The sequence below is a fragment of the Halomonas sp. GFAJ-1 genome (genome assembly GCA_002966495.1).
Lineage (GTDB): Bacteria > Pseudomonadota > Gammaproteobacteria > Pseudomonadales > Halomonadaceae > Vreelandella.
The window spans coordinates 619,379-634,892 of the sequence record CP016490.1 but is presented as its reverse complement, the minus strand read 5'-3'; the positions used below and the strand labels follow the sequence as shown (position 1 = coordinate 634,892).

The window sequence follows — 15,514 nt, the reverse complement described above, 5'->3', positions numbered from 1 at the left end:
CATCAACATGGCTAACCCGCGTAGTAACCGTAAAAAGGTTAAAAAGCAGGTAGTGGACGCCGTAGCGCACATCCATGCCTCTTTTAACAACACGATCGTGACGATCACAGACCGCCAGGGCAACGCTCTTTCGTGGGCGACAGCCGGTGGTTCGGGTTTTCGTGGTTCTCGCAAGAGCACCCCGTTCGCTGCTCAAGTGGCAAGCGAACGTGCAGCAACTGCTGCAGCCGAGTATGGTGTGAAAAACGTAGACGTACTGGTTAAAGGCCCAGGTCCCGGTCGTGAATCCGCCGTGCGCGCACTGAATGCCGCCGGCTTCCGCGTGCAAAGCATCGTAGACGCGACGCCCATTCCCCATAATGGCTGCCGTCCGCCTAAGAAACGCCGCGTTTAAGGAGACAGATTCATGGCTCGTTATATTGGACCGAAGTGCAAACTTTCTCGTCGTGAAGGTACAGACCTCTTTTTAAAGAGTGGTGTGACTCCCTTCGAGAAAAAGTGTAAATCCGAGCAAATCCCGGGTGTACACGGCCAGCGTCGTCAGCGTCTTTCCGACTACGGCTTGCAGCTTCGCGAGAAGCAAAAAGTACGCCGTATGTATGGCGTACTCGAAAAGCAGTTCCGCAACTACTACAAAGAAGCCGCTCGCCTGAAAGGTGCGACGGGTGAAGTATTGTTGCAGTTGCTTGAATCCCGACTGGATAACGTCGTCTACCGCATGGGCTTCGGTTCGACTCGCTCTGAAGCGCGTCAGCTGGTCAGCCACAAGGCGATTTCCGTGAACGGCCGCACCGTTAACGTAGCTTCTTACCAAGTGAAGCCAGGTGACGTTGTTTCTGTTCGCGAAAAGGCGAAGAATCAAGCGCGTATTCAACTCTCGTTGACCATTGCGGCCAACCGTGGCGACATCGCTTGGATCGAAATCGACACCAAGAAGATGGAAGGCACTTTCAAGGCTCTGCCTGAACGCGGTGACCTGACTGCCGACATCAACGAAAACCTGATCGTCGAGCTGTACTCCAAGTAAGCAGTCTGATTTTTATTTCTGCTTCTTGAGGCCTGGGCGGGATAGCAAAGCTAACCGCCCAGATGCTCTTGAGTATCGTGCTTTAGAGTACTCAGTATCCGTTTGGCAGCCTGAAGAAAGGTGTTCATATGCAGCGTTCAGTGACAGAGTTTCTTCGTCCCCGCGACATCAAGGTCGAAGAAATCAGCGCACATCATGCCAAGATCGTTCTCGAACCATTCGAGCGCGGCTTTGGCCACACCCTGGGGAATGCACTTCGTCGCATTCTGCTTTCGTCCATGCCTGGCGCTGCCGTGGTAGAGGCTGAAATCGCCGGTGTCGAGCACGAATATAGTGCGCTCGAAGGGGTGCAGGAAGATGTCATCGAAATCCTCCTGAACTTGAAAGATGTTGCGATTAAGATGCACAGCCGCGATGAGGCGGTGCTCTCGCTGAACAAGCAGGGCCCAGCCGTCGTTACCGCTGGCGACATTGCGCTTGATCATAGCGTCGAAATCGTCAACCCGGACCACATCATTGCGCATGTTAATGAAGGTGCCGAGCTGAAAATTCAGCTTAAGGTCGCGCTGGGTCGTGGTTATGAGCCGGCTGACGCTCGTGGCTCTGATGAAGAGACACGTGCTATTGGCCGCCTGCAGCTGGATGCCACCTTCAGCCCTGTCCGCCGTGTTTCCTACTCGGTTGAGGCCGCTCGTGTAGAGCAGCGCACCGATCTCGATAAGCTTATTATCGATCTGGAGACCGACGGTACCTTGGATCCGGAAGAGGCTATCCGTCGCAGTGCGACCATTCTGCAAGAGCAGCTGGCCGCCTTCGTCGACCTGGAAGCTGATAAAGAACAGGAAGTCGAAGAGGAAGAGGATCATGTTGATCCTATCCTATTGCGCCCCGTAGACGATCTTGAGTTGACCGTTCGCAGCGCTAACTGCCTAAAAGCCGAGAATATTTATTACATCGGAGATCTGATCCAGCGCACTGAAGTTGAGCTGCTGAAGACCCCGAACCTCGGTAAAAAGTCTTTGAATGAAATCAAAGATGTATTGGCGGCGCGCGGCCTGTCCCTGGGTATGCGGCTGGAAAATTGGCCACCCGCTAGCCTGAAGGACGACAAAGCCTCCGCGTAAGCGTCGACTTGAGTCCCAGTTTGGTAAGGAATTACAACCATGCGTCATCGTAAGAGTGGTCGTCATCTGAATCGTACCAGCTCGCATCGTCAGGCCATGTTCAAGAACATGTCTGTCTCGCTGGTCGAGCATGAAGTCATTAAGACAACCCTGCCTAAGGCTAAGGAACTGCGTCGCGTTATCGAGCCGCTGATCACCCTAGCCAAGCAGGATAGCGTTGCAAACCGTCGTTTGGCGTTTTCCCGCACGCGCTCTAAAGAAGCCGTCGGCAAACTGTTCAACGAGCTAGGTCCGCGTTACGCCGAGCGTCCGGGTGGTTACATCCGCATTCTCAAGTGCGGTTTCCGCACCGGCGACAACGCGCCCATGGCATATGTTGAGCTAGTTGATCGTCCGGTTGCTGAAGAAGAAGCGGTTGCAGAGTAAGTTTCTGTACCCTTTTTCGAGCAAAAATGAAAACCGACCCTAGCGGGTCGGTTTTTTTATGTCTGCTGTTTTTATAGTTAACCTATATACTCTTTTTAGAAGCATCATTTTACCAAGTAAGCGTGCTAGCCTTTTGAGGGGCAAGCGGGCTGCTATTGAGTGTTCACATACGTCTAATAAGCAAGGGGCATGTATGGCCACAATAGGAATATACGCAAGGGGTGTGGCGCTTTGGTGGGTGCCGCTCACGCTCTCTTTGCTGATGCTGGGGGCGTTTACCCAGGCTCACGCCAATCCGCGCTACGCCGGTATTGTGGTGGATCTGGAAAATGGTGAAGTGCTGTATGCAGAAAATGCTGACGAAAGACGCTACCCGGCATCACTGACCAAGATGATGACGCTTTACCTGTTGTTTGAAGCACTGGAAAAGGGTGAGCTTACTCTAGACCAAGCGTTGCCTGTTTCGGCGCAGGCTGCTGCGATGCCGGCCACTAAGCTCTGGCTGGCGGCAGGTAGCTCGATTTCTGTGGATAGCGCGATCCGTGCATTAGCTGTGCGTTCAGCTAACGATGTTGCGGTGGTAGTTGCTGAGGCGCTTGGTGGTAGCGAGCAGCGCTTCGGTCATTTAATGACTGCAAAAGCCCGTGAGCTGGGTATGAATTCGACCACCTTTCGCAATGCTTCCGGTTTGCCGGATGACCAACAAATTACCACCGCGCGGGATATGGTGACGCTATCTGTGCGAGTGATGCAGGATTTCCCTCAGTATTACCACTATTTTGGCCTTCAAGAGTTTACTTACCGTGGAACGCGGCATACCAGCCATAATCGGTTAGTGCGTAACTATCCTGGAGCCGATGGTCTTAAAACGGGTTTTATTCGCGCCTCAGGTTTCAACGTGGCCACGACTGCCGTAAATAACAACCGGCGCTTGGTAGGCATTGTGATGGGCGGTTTTACAGGGGCGTCCCGTGATACTCATATGGCGAACCTGTTAGATCGCAGCTTTAGCCGTGCAGCACTGCGTGACCATGGTACATGGTTAGCCAATACCGATATCTCCCGTGAGTTTATGACGTTTCCAGGGTTAGCTCAGCCCATCAATCAGCCTGCAGCTCCTAGCCAGCCTATGCTTGCTAACGTCGCGACGACGCTGTCTCCTGCGCGAACGGCAGCAGTGGCAGTAGAAGAGCAGCTTTCCCGTTCGTCAGAGCAGAGCACTGATACCCCCGCCTCGGCACAGCCAGATCCATTGCAAGCGTTTATTGAGCGAGAGCGTGTGATGGCTACGGTTGCACCGGCGGCAGAGCAAGCTTCAGGTGGTGTTTGGGGTATTCAAGTAGGTGCCTTTAGCCAAGCATCTCACGCTGAACAGCTTGCTCACCAAGCGGCGCAACGCTTACCTAACAGCGTCGGTGGCCGTGTGCTAATTGACACCTTAGAGGGTCAGACACCGGTATTTCGTGCCCGTGTAGTGGCGTTAGATGAAGGAGGGGCAAGGCAAGCTTGTCAATCGCTTCAAGCTCAGGGCATGGACTGCATGGTGGTGAACGCTAGTTTGTAATCGCACTGATGACATACTGCCCCGCCAACCCTGTGTTGGCGGGTTTTTTTTGGTTAGTGGCTACCCAGAGCCCGATGAAATGAGGAGGCGCAAATGACAACATCGTTAAAAGGCATACTCTGCATGTGCCTGGGAGTACTGTTTTTAGCACTGGGCGATGCTGTCTCAAAATGGCTTGGCGAAGTGCACTCGCCGCTGCAGATCATTTTCTTTCGTACGCTGGTATCGTTACCGCTGATTGCGTTGATGGCCTACTTCGCTGGTGGGCTACGAAAGTTAAGCACGAAGCGACCAGGCGTGCACTTGGTGCGAGGGCTTATCTACACCGCGACGATGATCTTTTTCGTCTGGGGGCTTATCTTGCTACCTCTGGCGGAAGCGACGGCCATCGCCTTTGTTGCACCGCTTTTTGTCACGCTGCTGTCGGTGCCACTGCTGGGTGAACGTATTGACACACCTGTGCTGATCGCCTCGCTGGTAGGTTTTGTGGGCGTGCTGATTGTGGTGCGCCCGGGGGGCGATGCGTTCCAACTAGGCACGCTAACGCTATTGGGGGCCGCTTTCTTTTATGCCCTTATGATGATTACGGCGCGCCGTTATGGTGCCAGAGAGCACCTTTGGGCAATGGTGTTCTATATGACATTAGTGCCCTTTGTTATTACGGCGGTCAGTTTACCCTGGGTGTGGCAAACGCCGCAGCCGTGGCACTGGCTTGGGTTTTTAGCGGCCGGGGTACTGGGTATTGGCGCCACTGCGTTTATTACGTTGGCGTTCCGCTTCGCACCCGCGGCCATCGCTGCACCGTTTGATTACACCGCGATGCTTTGGGCGGTTCTGCTGGGTTGGTGGTTCTGGGGCGAGCTACCGGACCTGTGGGTGTGGGTAGGCAGTGCGCTGATTATGGGCAGTGGTTTGGCGATTGCTTACCATGACCGGCGCACAACGCTAAAGCGCCGTCCAAGCGCTTAAATAGCGCTGGTTGCCGCTACTTTTTGATCCAGGTCATCAAAGCAGAGAGCTGAACAAGACAGTACGTTTGGGCTGTTTATAATCCGGCCCTTTCAACCTGTGCGCTTTGGTGATTGCTGACGCGCCACGGGCCATCGTCCTGATAACGGTGACTGTTTATGCAAGCCCCAGAACTGCTTTCCCCTGCTGGTACCTTTAATAATATGCGTTACGCTTTCGCCTACGGGGCGGATGCGGTATACGCTGGCCAACCGCGTTATTCGCTGCGTGTGCGAAACAATGATTTTAAGGTCGATAATCTGCACCGTGGCATCGAATATGCCCACGCGCGCGGAAAGCAGTTTTATGTGGCTTCTAACATTGCGCCCCATAACAGCAAGTTAAAAACCTACCTGCGGGATATGGAGCCGGTGATTGAAGCGCGGCCGGATGCGCTGATTATGTCGGACCCAGGTTTGATCATGATGGTGCGTGATCGCTGGCCGGAACAAGAGATCCATCTCTCAGTACAATCCAACGTTGTAAATTGGGCGGCCGCTAAGTTTTGGCAGCGTCAGGGCATTAGCCGGATTATTTTATCCCGCGAGCTCTCCCTTGAAGAGATTGGTGAAATACGTGCTGAGTGCCCGGACCTAGAGATCGAAACCTTTGTCCATGGAGCGCTCTGTATTGCTTATTCAGGCCGTTGCCTGCTCTCAGGTTATTTTAATCACCGTGACCCTAACCAAGGCACCTGCACCAATGCGTGTCGTTGGAAATACAACACCGTCGCCGCCACTCACGACGAGACGGGCGATTTGGTGCCTGCCAATCAGGGGGTAACGGCAACGGCTAATGATCAAGATGAGTTGTCGGCGTTGATTGAAGATGTGACACGCCCAGGCAAGCTGATGCCCGTTTATGAAGATGAGCACGGCACGTACATTATGAACTCGAAAGACCTGCGCGCCGTTCAGCACGTAGCGCGGCTAGCAGAGATGGGTGTCTCATCGCTCAAGATTGAAGGGCGCACTAAATCCTACTATTACGTCGCGCGGACGGCCCAGGTCTACCGCCAGGCCATTGATGACGCCGTCGCCGGGCGGCCCTTTAATATGGGGCTAATGGATGAACTTGAGAACCTAGCCAATCGGGGCTACACCGAGGGGTTCTATCGCCGCCATGTACACGATGAGTTCCAGAGCTATGAGCAAGGCAGTTCCATCGGTGTGCACCAGCAGTTTGTAGGCGACGTCCTCGGCTACGATGCATCACGGGAAATGCTTGATATAGAGGTTAAGAACCGCTTTGAAGCAGGCGACAGCATGGAGCTAATGCTGCCCGGCGGCAATCGCCGTTTTGCGCTTGAGTACATAGAGAACCAGCGCGGCGAAGGCTTGCGTGCCGCCCCCGGCTCTGGGCACCGGGTTCGTATCCCGGTACCTGGGGCTGACATTCAGCCTGAGCAGCTTGAGTTTGCCTTGCTAATGCGCGATCTCAAGCCAGCGGCGTCTATTCCCGCTGTTCAGCTAGGAATTCCTGCTTCCTGAGTCTGCTCCACCGCTGAAAACGCCTGCGCCGCCTGGCGCGGGTCTGGCTGACCACAGATGGCTGAAATCACCGCAAGGCCATTGGCGCCTGCGGTTTTAACGTGCGCTGCGTGCTCAGCCTTTAGACCACCAATCGCCACGCTGGGCAGCGGGCAAACTTCAGCCAACTGTGCCAGTCCATCAAAGCCAATCGGTTGGGCGTGGTCTTGCTTACTGCCCGTGGCGAATACGGGTCCTAAGCCCACGTAGTCCAGTAGCTCAACCGGCGCGGCCTGTAGTTGGGGGAGCGTATTAATGGAGAGGCCGATAATGGCGTTAGGGCCTAGCGCTTGGCGTGCTTCCTGCACTGCTGTATCGCTTTGGCCCAGGTGCAGGCCATCGGCTTCACTTTCTAGGGCTACGTTTAGGCGGTCGTTAATAATCAGCGGCACGCCGCTTCCCGCAAGCAGCGCTTTCAAGCGTTTAGCCTGGGCAATCATCTGCGCGTCGCTGGCGTGCTTGTCGCGTAGCTGCACGATAGTGACACCGCCCTGCACCGCGGCCGCTACCGTCTGCTCTAGGCCAAAAGAGGCGCAAAGGTTCGCGTCGGTTACTAAGTAAAGCGAGAGATCAAACGGCATGCACTGCCTCCAGTTGGGCAAAGGTAGAAAGGTCATTGGGGGTGAGTTGATACAGCGCATCTAATAGCGCGACTTGAAAACTGCCAGGGCCGGTGGCATGTTCTCCCGCTCGGTTACCTGCCAGGGCAAAGCAGGCTAGCGCGGCGATGCTTGCTTCAAAAGGGCGCTCACGATTTGACGCTACAAAGCCTGCTACCAAGGCGCTTAGGCCACACCCTAGGGTGGTTACTTTAGGCATCAGCGCATGGCCACCTGTGAGGCGATAGTGGTGGTGGCCGTTGGTCACAAAGTCCTCTAGGCCGGTCATCGCCACTACACAGCCATGGCGTTGGGCAAGCGCAATAGCCCCGGTAAAAGCATCTTGGGTAGAGGCGGTGGCATCTACCCCGCGCCCTTGGCCAGCTAACCCTCCAAGCGCTAGGATCTCTGACGCATTGCCACGAATCACCGTCGGCTGGTAGGTGAGTAACTCAGCACATAGCGTTTGGCGAAAGCGTGTGGCACCCACGGCAACTGGATCTAATACCCATGGGATGTCTTGGAGATGGGCCGTTTTCGCAGCCACTAGCATGGTGTCCGCCCAGGTAGAGGAGATAGTGCCTATATTGATTGATAACGCGCCAGCAATCGCCGTAAAGTCGGCGACTTCTTCAATGGCGTGAAGCATGGCAGGGGATGCGCCGGCGGCGAGCAGTATGTTGGCGGTGCTGTTCATCGCCACATAGTTGGTTATGCAGTGCACTAGCGGCGTAGAGGAACGCAGTGCTTCAAGATAACCGCCTAGGGGGTAATCGCTCAAGGAGCGTGAGGTCATAGCATCCTCCCGGCAGGGAGGTGGTGTAGGGGCACCACGACTCCCTACGCCGGTGTTATCCGGTTCAGGTTCAAAGGGTGCTTCTCAGCCGTCATAACGGCGCCCCTGTCGTCGGGCCTACTATCCTTGGCTTAAACGGATCTGTAAAGCTTTGGGTTGCCGGAAGTGCTTTCCAAAAACGGGCAGCTACGAGACTAGCTAAGTACGTGACTACCGAAAGGAGATACGCGTTCCATAGGTAAGCATCTCGTCCGGCGTTATCGCTTTGCCTTCCACACCGATCATCTCATCGCCGCACTGGTCGGCAAAGGTAAGCACACCGTGTGTTAGCCCTAGTTGACCAAGGGCATCGCGGATTTCACCGGTGCCCATAAAAGTGCTGACGTGACCTTCACTGTTGCATAAATCAGAGACGCCATTAGCGTGGTGAAAGCGTACTTTGTAGATACCATCCATCGACTCGACTTCCACTATCGGTGAAAAGCCGTTTTGCAGCACATGAGACAGCTGCTTCAGCGTTAGTCGGTCGCCCAGGGTCATATCGATTGCAGTCATGACAAGCTCCAGATTGACCCCGCTCGCGGGTCATCTAACGGTTGTTAAAGAGAAAGTTAGTTGTCTCTAAGGAGACCGGTTTAGAATCGTTTTGTAAAGCATTTGATACGCAAGTGTAGAAGATTTGCATAAAATTTCCAGTCACTATATATCGATTGTACGGCTTTGTGGTTAACGCACTGCGTCCAGAGCATGCTGCTGAAGCTTAATCAGCGGAATAATTTCTAGCGTCCGCTCATGGGTGCTGGAAAGAATCACCGGTGGCGCAAGACCCACCTGAGCGGCTTCGGCCCAGCGGTGGGCGCAGAGGCACCAGCGGTCGCCAGGTGTTAAACCGGGAAATTTATGCTCAGGGCGAGGGGTGATTAAGTCGTTACCTTGGGCATGTGAGAAAGCTAAAAACTCTTCTGTCACCATGGCGCACACTGAGTGAACGCCTGCATCATCGGCCCCCACGCGGCAAAAACCATCGCGGTAGAACCCAGTTTTAGGAGAGTGGCAGCAGGGAGTTAGCGGCTCACCCAGTACATTACGGTCACGGGACATGCGGTCTCCTTTGGTAAAGGCTAGAATTCGCTAAATGCTGCCTTCATAAAGTATCGTTGAGGTAGAAAAGCGCTTTATGAGGTGATGATGTTCAGCACTCTAAAGCCTTGTGCAAAGTAACCGCTTCGTCAAAGTATTTACGCCCCTCTAGGGTATTTTGTATTGGTTAATTCAGCAGCAGGAGAGACCCATGTCGTTTAAAGGTGAACAGCACCCAGGGGTTGCCCCCGTCGCACCGCAAACCCAAGGGTTTTGCTTAAATCACACCATGCTGCGGGTGAAGGACCCCGAGCGTGCTCTGGCGTTCTACTCGAAGGTATTTGGTATGCAGGTATTAAGGCGCCTGGACTTTGAGGAGATGCAGTTTTCGCTCTATTTTCTAGGTAATGTGGCCGCGGGGGATAACGTACCCGAAGAGACCCAGGCGCGTACCGCCTGGACATTCAGCCAAAAAGGCCTGCTAGAGCTAACGCATAACTGGGGCACCGAAAACCAGCAAGATTTTGCTTATCACGATGGCAATGCAGAGCCGCAAGGTTTTGGGCATATCTGTTTTAACGTACCGAATTTGGAAGCCGCCCAAGCATGGTTTGACGAGCATAACGTTACCTTTGTTAAGCGTGCCGACCAGGGCAAAATGAAGGACGTTATTTTCGTCAAAGACGCAGATGGCTACTGGATTGAAGTGATTCAGGCAGACCGCATGGCGGCGATGGGCGACTAATATGGCCCATTTGTTATTTCGGCTACGACACGTGACGGATGAAGAGGCGCTGGAAGTTCGCCAACTACTGGGTGAACGCGGCTTTGACATCTACGAAACCCAGGCGGGTTTTTTTCGCCTGGGGGTAGATGCTATCTGGCTTCGCAACCCCCACCAACGTGAAGCAGCAGAGGCAGCGTTGGCAGAGTACCAGGCTGAACGCCAAGTGAAGGCTCGGCAAGCGTATGATGATGCCGCTGCCAGGGGAGAAGCGCCAACGCTATGGCGGCGCTTGGCCGCGCATCCGTTTCAAGTGTTGCTGGTTATGGTAGCCGTTGTGATGATTATCCTGATCACGCTACTGCCATTTATAGGTTTGATAGATTAACGGCGGCCAAATGGCCGCGTTTTAAATAAAGCTGTGCACCACTGCCGCCTGCTTGAAGTTGAAGTGCGGCGCCAGCGGGGTAGCGGCACCAGCTGCCGGCAGGGTACTCGGTGCTGCCTTCCCACAGCGACCCTTCCAGTACAAAGAGCTCTAACCCGCCGCTAAGAGTAGGGTAGGAGACTGTTACGTCGGCTTCCCAGCGCTCCAGGCTTACCCGCTCTGGGCCATACTGTTCTGAGTGGTAGGTATGCAGCATTTTATAAGTAAGGCCAGCGCGGCGGTCAGGCTGCCAGGGCAGGCGGTGGGCGGGGACGGCAAGTTGCAGAAGGTCATCTTTATCAAATTGATGCAGCTTAACCAGAATTAACGCGCCTTCGTTGCCAATCTGGGGTGTATGCCCAGTACCAATCGGGTTGCGTAAATAGCTGCCAGCGGGGTAGCGGCCATGCTCATCGGCAAATACCCCCTCAAGCACCAAGATTTCCTCACCGCCGCCATGGGTGTGATGGCTAAACTGGCTGTTGGGCGCGTAGCGCACCAGGCTGGTGGCCCTGGCTACTTCATCGCCAACGCGGTCTAACATCATCCGTTCCACGCCCGCGCTGGGAGACGCTACCCAACGATATTCTTCCGGCGTAACACAGGCAAAGTGGCTAAAATCGGCGTTCAGGCGCATGGTAAGGGCTCTTTGCTGGGGTGAAGACGAGGGATTACTGACAAGTCTCCTTATCCCAGGGCTAAAATGCAATGCAAAAAAAACCGCCTGTTCGGCGGTTTTAAACGTGTGCAGTGACGTTTAGTGACTATGACCATGATGGTCGTGGTCGTGGTCGTGGTCGTGGTCGTGGTCGTGGTCGTGGTCATCATGACCATGATCGTCATGACCCGGCTCGGCCAGCGCATCGTGTAGTACACGCGCATTGTGGCGCATCATGCCTAGGTAAGTACTGGCCTCACCTTCCGCTGCCAACGCATCGGCGTAGAGCGTGCCGGCAATAGGTAGGCCAGTCTCTTCGGCTAGCTGAACAATGATCGACTGATTGGTCATGTTCTCGTGGAACAACGCTTTAACATTCTCCTGCTCAATCACGTCCACCAGCGCCGCCATGCTCGCACCGCTTGGGTCAGCTTCGGTGGAAAGCCCTACTGGGGAAAGGAAGTTCACCCCATAAGCGCGAGAGAAGTAACCAAACGAGTCGTGACCGGTAATCACGCTTGCAGAGGCGGGGATTTCACTAATCAGGGCGCGAATCTCAGCATCTGCTTCCGCCATTTCAGCGAGGTACTGTTCGGCATTGGCCTGATAAGTATCGGCGTTAGCGCTATCGGCTTCCATTAACGCATCACGAATGTTCGCTACATACACCTTAGCTTGCTGCAGATCCTGCCAAGCGTGAGGGTCATCATCGCCATGTTCGTGATCGTGGTGCCCGTGGTCATGGTCGTCATGCCCGTGGCCATGGTCGTCGTGTCCGTGGTCATGGTCGTCATGCCCGTGGTCATGATCATCATGACCGTGGTGGTCGTGCCCATGATCGTCATGACCATGCTCATCGTGTTCGTTATATGCAAGGGCGTTAATACCCTCGGTGGCGGTTACTAAAACCCCCGAGTAGTCGCTTGCGTCGATCAATCGCTCCATCCAGCCTTCAAACAGCAGGCCATTAAAAACGACCACATCCGCTTCGGCTAATGCGCGGGCATCGCCAGGCCGAGGGGAGTAAACATGGGCATCGCCATCGGGGCCGACTAACGAGGTAACGTTAACGTGCTCGCCACCGACATTTTCGACCATGTCAGCCAAAATAGAGAAACTGGTGACAACGTTAACCCGCTCGTTAGCAATGGCCGCAGGTAGTGCCAGCATTGCGGAGACACCTACGAGCCAGCGCGAGGAAGAGGAAAGCGACATACAACACTCCTTACCATTTTAAGTAATAAACGTGATGGCACCTATTCAAGCGCAAGCGGCGTTGTTTTACGCCGCAGCTTAGCGGCTAAGCTGTGGTAGCGGCCGAACAGTGCCGACAGTAGATACCCCACCCCTGCCAGCAAAATAATGCTCGGCCCAGAGGGAATATCCAGGTGAAACGAGAGCAGCAACCCGCCTGTGCTCGCGATCATTGCCAACACAATGGCAATGCCGATCAAGCCCTCTAGGCGCTTGCTCCAAAAACGTGCCGATGTCGCGGGCAGCATCATCAGCCCCACGGCCATCAATGTGCCCAGGGTTTGAAAGCCGGCGGTTAAATTCAGCACCAGCAGCCCCAAGAACACGCTGTGTACCCAGCCGCTGCGGCCGCTTTGCCCACGTAGGAACAGAGGGTCCAAGCACTCCACCACCAGTGCGCGGAAAATCACTGCCAAGGTCAGCACTATCAGCGTGCTGATCGAAGCAATCAGCACCAGCGCCGTGGAATTAATCGCCAAAATTGAGCCAAACAGCACGTGGGTTAAATCCACGCTGCTGCCGCCAATCGAGATCAGCATTACCCCAGCGGCCAGCGAGATAATAAAGAAGCTCGCCATGGCAGCGTCTTCCCGCTGCCCGCCCATTTTGGAAACCGCCCCCGCCAGCAGTGCCACCAGCAGCCCAAACAGCACGCCCCCAACGCTCATAATGGGGAGCGAAAAGCCCGCCAGCAGAAAACCTAGCGCCACACCGGGCAGAATGGCATGGGCCATGGCATCGCCAATCAAGCTCATACCGCGCAGCACCAAGAACACCCCAAGGGGCGGGGCCGCTAATGAAAGCGCTAAACCACCTACCACGGCACGGCGCATAAACCCGTAATCGAAGGGCGCAATAAACCACGCATCAAGCAGTGCCAGCATGATGCCCCCCTAAGGTAAATGGCACCACCTGTGCTGGCGCATGCTGGTGGTTAAGCGCACTTGGCGCCATCCAACGCGCATGCCCACCGTTTAGCATCAGCACCTCATCTGCCAAGCGGCGCAAATGATCCATATCGTGCAACACCACGATAATCGTGGTGCCGTCGTCGGCCATTTGGCGCAAAATGCGAATCAAAATATCCACTGTATCGCTATCCACGTTGGCAAACGGTTCATCAAGCAGTAGTAGCTCAGCTTCCTGCATGAGGGTGCGGCCAATCAGGGCCCGCTGGCGTTGGCCACCGGAAAGCTCACCTAGCGGCCGGTGGGCCAAGTGGGAAATACCCAGCCGCGCCATAATTTCGCGGCCCTTACGATAATGCGCCGCGCAGTAGCCTTTTAGCGCCCCGTGGCTTGGCCAGCTGCCGGTCATTACCAGCTCTTCCACACTCATGGGGAAGGTCAGGTCTAGCGCCAACTGTTGAGGTAGCCACGCACGGCGGGCTTTATCAACCGTGCACACTACTTTGCCGCTGGTAGGCCGTAACTCGCCCATAATGGCTTGAATCAGGGTGCTTTTACCGGCGCCATTGGCGCCAATCAGAGCGCTAATCGCGCCGGGTTTAAAATCACCGTCTACATGCTCGAGTACGGTGCGCCCGCCCTGGGCAAGGTGGAGGTCATGCAGTTCCAAGCGTGAAAGGGTGGGCTTGCTCATAATGGCCACCCACCCGCCCAGACCACCAACCCCCACAGCACCAGCAGCGGCAGAACCACTAAGCCAAGCCGTTTGGTGGCGGAAAGTGACATCAGTGAAAAGTGGCAGGGCCCTTCGCGATTATGGCGATGCGTTCGCTCGCTCATGGATGACTCCGTCTACGATTAATAAGTTATAACATAACGTTTAATAAAACAAAAAAGTTTGGCGCGTATTTTACGCGCCCCCACCGTACTGACAATGGCAAATATGGTGTGAAAAAAGCACTAACGGTAGAGAAGTGCCGGAAAAGTGCTAGTAGCGCCATGTGGCGCCAATGTGTTGCGGGGAGATAAGCAGTGCGTACTCGCCATTTAGCGTAACAGGCCCTAACGACATGCGGGCAGGCTGAAAGCGGTTAATCGCGCTTGATGCTTGGTTGGGCTGGGTCCAGATTTGCAGCTCGTTGATTAACATGCCGGTAGCAAAGTTCACCGCACCGTCCCGCTCGCGGCCATCAGCGGCAATCACAGCCCCGGCAAGGGTGTTGACTACTAGCGAGCTAATGCGCGCCTCAACGCCGTAGCGTGCCTGTTCAGCTTGAGCAAGCTCCAACCCTAACGCCTGTACACCGCTTAGCTCGCCACGTGCTTTTAAACGCTCATACTCAACCAGTGCCGCTTGGTGTGGCTGGCGGTCAGCCAACATCCCACCCAGTGCCAAGGCGGACTTTATAGTGCCCACCCGCGCATCAAAGCGGTCGTTACGGCTATTCGCCTCGCTGGACTGATAAGCATTGACCACTAAGCTAGTTGCGTAAATACCCGTCCAGCCCGCATCCCACCACGTTGCGTGGCGCGCCCCGTTTTCAAATACCTCGTCGTAAGCCGCCCAATCTGCCTGGGTTTGTGAATGCGCAGGCAGGGCGATCACCAAGGTGGTAACCAAGGTGGCAATAAGACGAAAAGCATGCATGGCGAAAGCCTATCAAGAGGAGCAGTAGCGCTAAGCGTAGCACGGTGTAGGCGAAAAATTAGCGTGCAAATAGAGGAGGCTAAGTATGACGAAGATCAGTAGTATTGTAAGACGCGTTCACGCTAGCGTATTGATGAAAACTAGAAGCTTTGAGTTGAGAGTCTGGTGAAACAGTTCGCCTTTCGCTGCCGCCCAGGTAGCTTTGAAACTGACTGTAGGACATCGCTACACACCGGGCCACCGCTGTAAGTGCGCTAATGCTTACGCCGCCCAGGCGTTTTTAGTTGAGTTTTCTGGACGGCGTTGGTGGGGTTATTCTTTCTCTTCCTCCTTATCGTCCTCGTCTTCTTGCCAGTGCTCCATCGCGCGTTTGTCATCGGGCAGGCGCACTATATCGCCCATGTCGAGTTTCTGATGGGATTGAAAGCGGTGGCCATATTTGTCGAGGATAGCTGCGACGCTGCCAATGCTGACGGCATCCTCTTCTCGGTAGGTTTCAACTTTCACGCGTATAATTTTGCCCATGTAGCGGGCTGAAAGAATGGCGCCTGGGTAGGGCGGCATGTGATCCGGGTCGTTTTTAAAGTATTCCGCTACGCTGGCGCTGCCTGGGTCATCCCATTCGATATGCTTATGCATCGCAGTATCCTTAGTAGTGAGTGAGAAAATGGATAAAAAATAGTTGCCTATCTTCAGTGTAGATAGTGAAGGTGTCATTCCGCCAATGCAGTATTTCAATGCT

The 15,514-nt window shown here is 54.7% G+C and carries 19 protein-coding genes and 1 other annotated feature; of the genes, 9 read left to right on the top strand and 10 right to left on the bottom strand.

What is annotated here, in order from left to right; all coding sequences use genetic code 11:
* The first annotated feature begins 7 nt into the window (after nucleotides 1–7).
* The 7 genes from BB497_02810 (at nucleotide 8) to BB497_02780 (ending at nucleotide 6,639) form a co-directional block, all read left to right on the top strand.
* A complete protein-coding gene (locus BB497_02810) occupies nucleotides 8–394 on the top strand; it encodes a 30S ribosomal protein S11 (protein AVI61706.1) in 387 nt (128 codons plus the stop codon).
* 12 nt (nucleotides 395–406) lie between these two features.
* Nucleotides 407–1,027, top strand: a complete 621-nt coding sequence (locus BB497_02805) for a 30S ribosomal protein S4 (protein AVI61705.1) — start codon at nucleotides 407–409, stop codon at nucleotides 1,025–1,027.
* Between the two features lie 128 nt (nucleotides 1,028–1,155).
* Nucleotides 1,156–2,151 carry a DNA-directed RNA polymerase subunit alpha gene (locus BB497_02800; GenBank protein AVI61704.1) on the top strand — a complete coding sequence of 332 codons (996 nt, stop codon included), beginning with the start codon at nucleotides 1,156–1,158 and terminating at the stop codon, nucleotides 2,149–2,151.
* A 39-nt stretch (nucleotides 2,152–2,190) separates the two neighbouring features.
* Nucleotides 2,191–2,577 carry a 50S ribosomal protein L17 gene (locus tag BB497_02795; protein ID AVI61703.1) on the top strand — a complete coding sequence of 129 codons (387 nt, stop codon included), beginning with the start codon at nucleotides 2,191–2,193 and terminating at the stop codon, nucleotides 2,575–2,577.
* Between the two features lie 193 nt (nucleotides 2,578–2,770).
* Complete coding sequence (locus BB497_02790) at nucleotides 2,771–4,141, top strand: D-alanyl-D-alanine carboxypeptidase (GenBank protein AVI61702.1); 1,371 nt, start codon at nucleotides 2,771–2,773, stop codon at nucleotides 4,139–4,141.
* Between the two features lie 93 nt (nucleotides 4,142–4,234).
* On the top strand, nucleotides 4,235–5,110 hold the full coding sequence (locus BB497_02785) for an S-adenosylmethionine uptake transporter (protein AVI61701.1): 876 nt from the start codon (nucleotides 4,235–4,237) through the stop codon (nucleotides 5,108–5,110).
* Between the two features lie 158 nt (nucleotides 5,111–5,268).
* Nucleotides 5,269–6,639, top strand: coding sequence for a U32 family peptidase (locus BB497_02780; protein AVI61700.1), 1,371 nt, complete (start codon nucleotides 5,269–5,271; stop codon nucleotides 6,637–6,639).
* Here the strand turns inward: BB497_02780 and BB497_02775 are convergent.
* The 4 genes from BB497_02775 to BB497_02760 form a co-directional block, all read right to left on the bottom strand.
* Nucleotides 6,615–7,259 (bottom strand): thiamine-phosphate diphosphorylase, encoded by a 645-nt coding sequence (locus BB497_02775; GenBank protein ID AVI61699.1) that lies wholly within the window; start codon nucleotides 7,257–7,259, stop codon nucleotides 6,615–6,617. The genes BB497_02780 and BB497_02775 overlap by 25 nt on opposite strands.
* Nucleotides 7,249–8,058 carry a hydroxyethylthiazole kinase gene (locus tag BB497_02770; protein AVI64240.1) on the bottom strand — a complete coding sequence of 270 codons (810 nt, stop codon included), beginning with the start codon at nucleotides 8,056–8,058 and terminating at the stop codon, nucleotides 7,249–7,251. The genes BB497_02775 and BB497_02770 overlap by 11 nt, the downstream gene beginning before the upstream one ends.
* A 39-nt stretch (nucleotides 8,059–8,097) precedes the next feature.
* Nucleotides 8,098–8,190: a binding site (TPP riboswitch), on the bottom strand.
* A gap of 93 nt (nucleotides 8,191–8,283) precedes the next feature.
* A complete protein-coding gene (locus BB497_02765) occupies nucleotides 8,284–8,628 on the bottom strand; it encodes a hypothetical protein (GenBank protein ID AVI61698.1) in 345 nt (114 codons plus the stop codon).
* Between the two features lie 171 nt (nucleotides 8,629–8,799).
* A complete protein-coding gene (locus BB497_02760; GenBank protein AVI61697.1) occupies nucleotides 8,800–9,174 on the bottom strand; it encodes a hypothetical protein in 375 nt (124 codons plus the stop codon).
* Nucleotides 9,175–9,364: 190 nt separating this feature from the next.
* On the opposite strand from BB497_02760, the gene BB497_02755 reads away from it, so the two are divergent.
* A complete protein-coding gene (locus tag BB497_02755; GenBank protein AVI61696.1) occupies nucleotides 9,365–9,898 on the top strand; it encodes a lactoylglutathione lyase in 534 nt (177 codons plus the stop codon).
* Nucleotide 9,899: 1 nt separating this feature from the next.
* Nucleotides 9,900–10,265: a hypothetical protein gene (locus BB497_02750; protein ID AVI61695.1), complete on the top strand. Its 366-nt coding sequence runs from the start codon at nucleotides 9,900–9,902 to the stop codon at nucleotides 10,263–10,265.
* Here the strand turns inward: BB497_02750 and BB497_02745 are convergent.
* The 6 genes from BB497_02745 to BB497_02720 form a co-directional block, all read right to left on the bottom strand.
* Entirely contained in the window at nucleotides 10,246–10,941 is a 696-nt protein-coding gene (locus BB497_02745; protein ID AVI61694.1) for a cupin, read from the bottom strand. The two genes, BB497_02750 and BB497_02745, sit on opposite strands and share 20 nt — an antisense overlap.
* A gap of 120 nt (nucleotides 10,942–11,061) precedes the next feature.
* Nucleotides 11,062–12,177, bottom strand: coding sequence for an ABC transporter substrate-binding protein (locus BB497_02740; protein AVI61693.1), 1,116 nt, complete (start codon nucleotides 12,175–12,177; stop codon nucleotides 11,062–11,064).
* Nucleotides 12,178–12,218: 41 nt separating this feature from the next.
* Entirely contained in the window at nucleotides 12,219–13,100 is an 882-nt protein-coding gene (locus BB497_02735) for a zinc ABC transporter permease (protein AVI61692.1), read from the bottom strand.
* Nucleotides 13,084–13,818 carry an ABC transporter gene (locus tag BB497_02730; protein ID AVI61691.1) on the bottom strand — a complete coding sequence of 245 codons (735 nt, stop codon included), beginning with the start codon at nucleotides 13,816–13,818 and terminating at the stop codon, nucleotides 13,084–13,086. Before BB497_02730 ends, BB497_02735 begins: the two co-directional genes overlap by 17 nt.
* 294 nt (nucleotides 13,819–14,112) lie before the next feature.
* The gene (locus BB497_02725) at nucleotides 14,113–14,772 is read right to left on the bottom strand and encodes a hypothetical protein (GenBank protein AVI61690.1); all 660 of its coding nucleotides are present in this window, start codon (nucleotides 14,770–14,772) and stop codon (nucleotides 14,113–14,115) included.
* A gap of 312 nt (nucleotides 14,773–15,084) precedes the next feature.
* A complete protein-coding gene (locus BB497_02720; protein AVI61689.1) occupies nucleotides 15,085–15,411 on the bottom strand; it encodes a hypothetical protein in 327 nt (108 codons plus the stop codon).
* Nucleotides 15,412–15,514: the final 103 nt, after the last annotated feature.

Excerpts from the sequence above, each read along its gene's own strand:
- BB497_02810 (AVI61706.1), top strand. The coding sequence starts at position 8 with ATGGCTAACCCGCGTAGTAACCGTAAAAAGGTTAAAAAGCAGGTAGTG.
- BB497_02805 (AVI61705.1), top strand. The coding sequence starts at position 407 with ATGGCTCGTTATATTGGACCGAAGTGCAAACTTTCTCGTCGTGAAGGT.
- BB497_02800 (AVI61704.1), top strand. The coding sequence starts at position 1,156 with ATGCAGCGTTCAGTGACAGAGTTTCTTCGTCCCCGCGACATCAAGGTC.
- BB497_02795 (AVI61703.1), top strand. The coding sequence starts at position 2,191 with ATGCGTCATCGTAAGAGTGGTCGTCATCTGAATCGTACCAGCTCGCAT.
- BB497_02790 (AVI61702.1), top strand. The coding sequence starts at position 2,771 with ATGGCCACAATAGGAATATACGCAAGGGGTGTGGCGCTTTGGTGGGTG.
- BB497_02785 (AVI61701.1), top strand. The coding sequence starts at position 4,235 with ATGACAACATCGTTAAAAGGCATACTCTGCATGTGCCTGGGAGTACTG.
- BB497_02780 (AVI61700.1), top strand. The coding sequence starts at position 5,269 with ATGCAAGCCCCAGAACTGCTTTCCCCTGCTGGTACCTTTAATAATATG.
- BB497_02775 (AVI61699.1), bottom strand. The coding sequence starts at position 7,259 with ATGCCGTTTGATCTCTCGCTTTACTTAGTAACCGACGCGAACCTTTGC.
- BB497_02765 (AVI61698.1), bottom strand. The coding sequence starts at position 8,628 with ATGACTGCAATCGATATGACCCTGGGCGACCGACTAACGCTGAAGCAG.
- BB497_02760 (AVI61697.1), bottom strand. The coding sequence starts at position 9,174 with ATGTCCCGTGACCGTAATGTACTGGGTGAGCCGCTAACTCCCTGCTGC.
- BB497_02755 (AVI61696.1), top strand. The coding sequence starts at position 9,365 with ATGTCGTTTAAAGGTGAACAGCACCCAGGGGTTGCCCCCGTCGCACCG.
- BB497_02750 (AVI61695.1), top strand. The coding sequence starts at position 9,900 with ATGGCCCATTTGTTATTTCGGCTACGACACGTGACGGATGAAGAGGCG.
- BB497_02745 (AVI61694.1), bottom strand. The coding sequence starts at position 10,941 with ATGCGCCTGAACGCCGATTTTAGCCACTTTGCCTGTGTTACGCCGGAA.
- BB497_02740 (AVI61693.1), bottom strand. The coding sequence starts at position 12,177 with ATGTCGCTTTCCTCTTCCTCGCGCTGGCTCGTAGGTGTCTCCGCAATG.
- BB497_02735 (AVI61692.1), bottom strand. The coding sequence starts at position 13,100 with ATGCTGGCACTGCTTGATGCGTGGTTTATTGCGCCCTTCGATTACGGG.
- BB497_02730 (AVI61691.1), bottom strand. The coding sequence starts at position 13,818 with ATGAGCAAGCCCACCCTTTCACGCTTGGAACTGCATGACCTCCACCTT.
- BB497_02725 (AVI61690.1), bottom strand. The coding sequence starts at position 14,772 with ATGCATGCTTTTCGTCTTATTGCCACCTTGGTTACCACCTTGGTGATC.
- BB497_02720 (AVI61689.1), bottom strand. The coding sequence starts at position 15,411 with ATGCATAAGCATATCGAATGGGATGACCCAGGCAGCGCCAGCGTAGCG.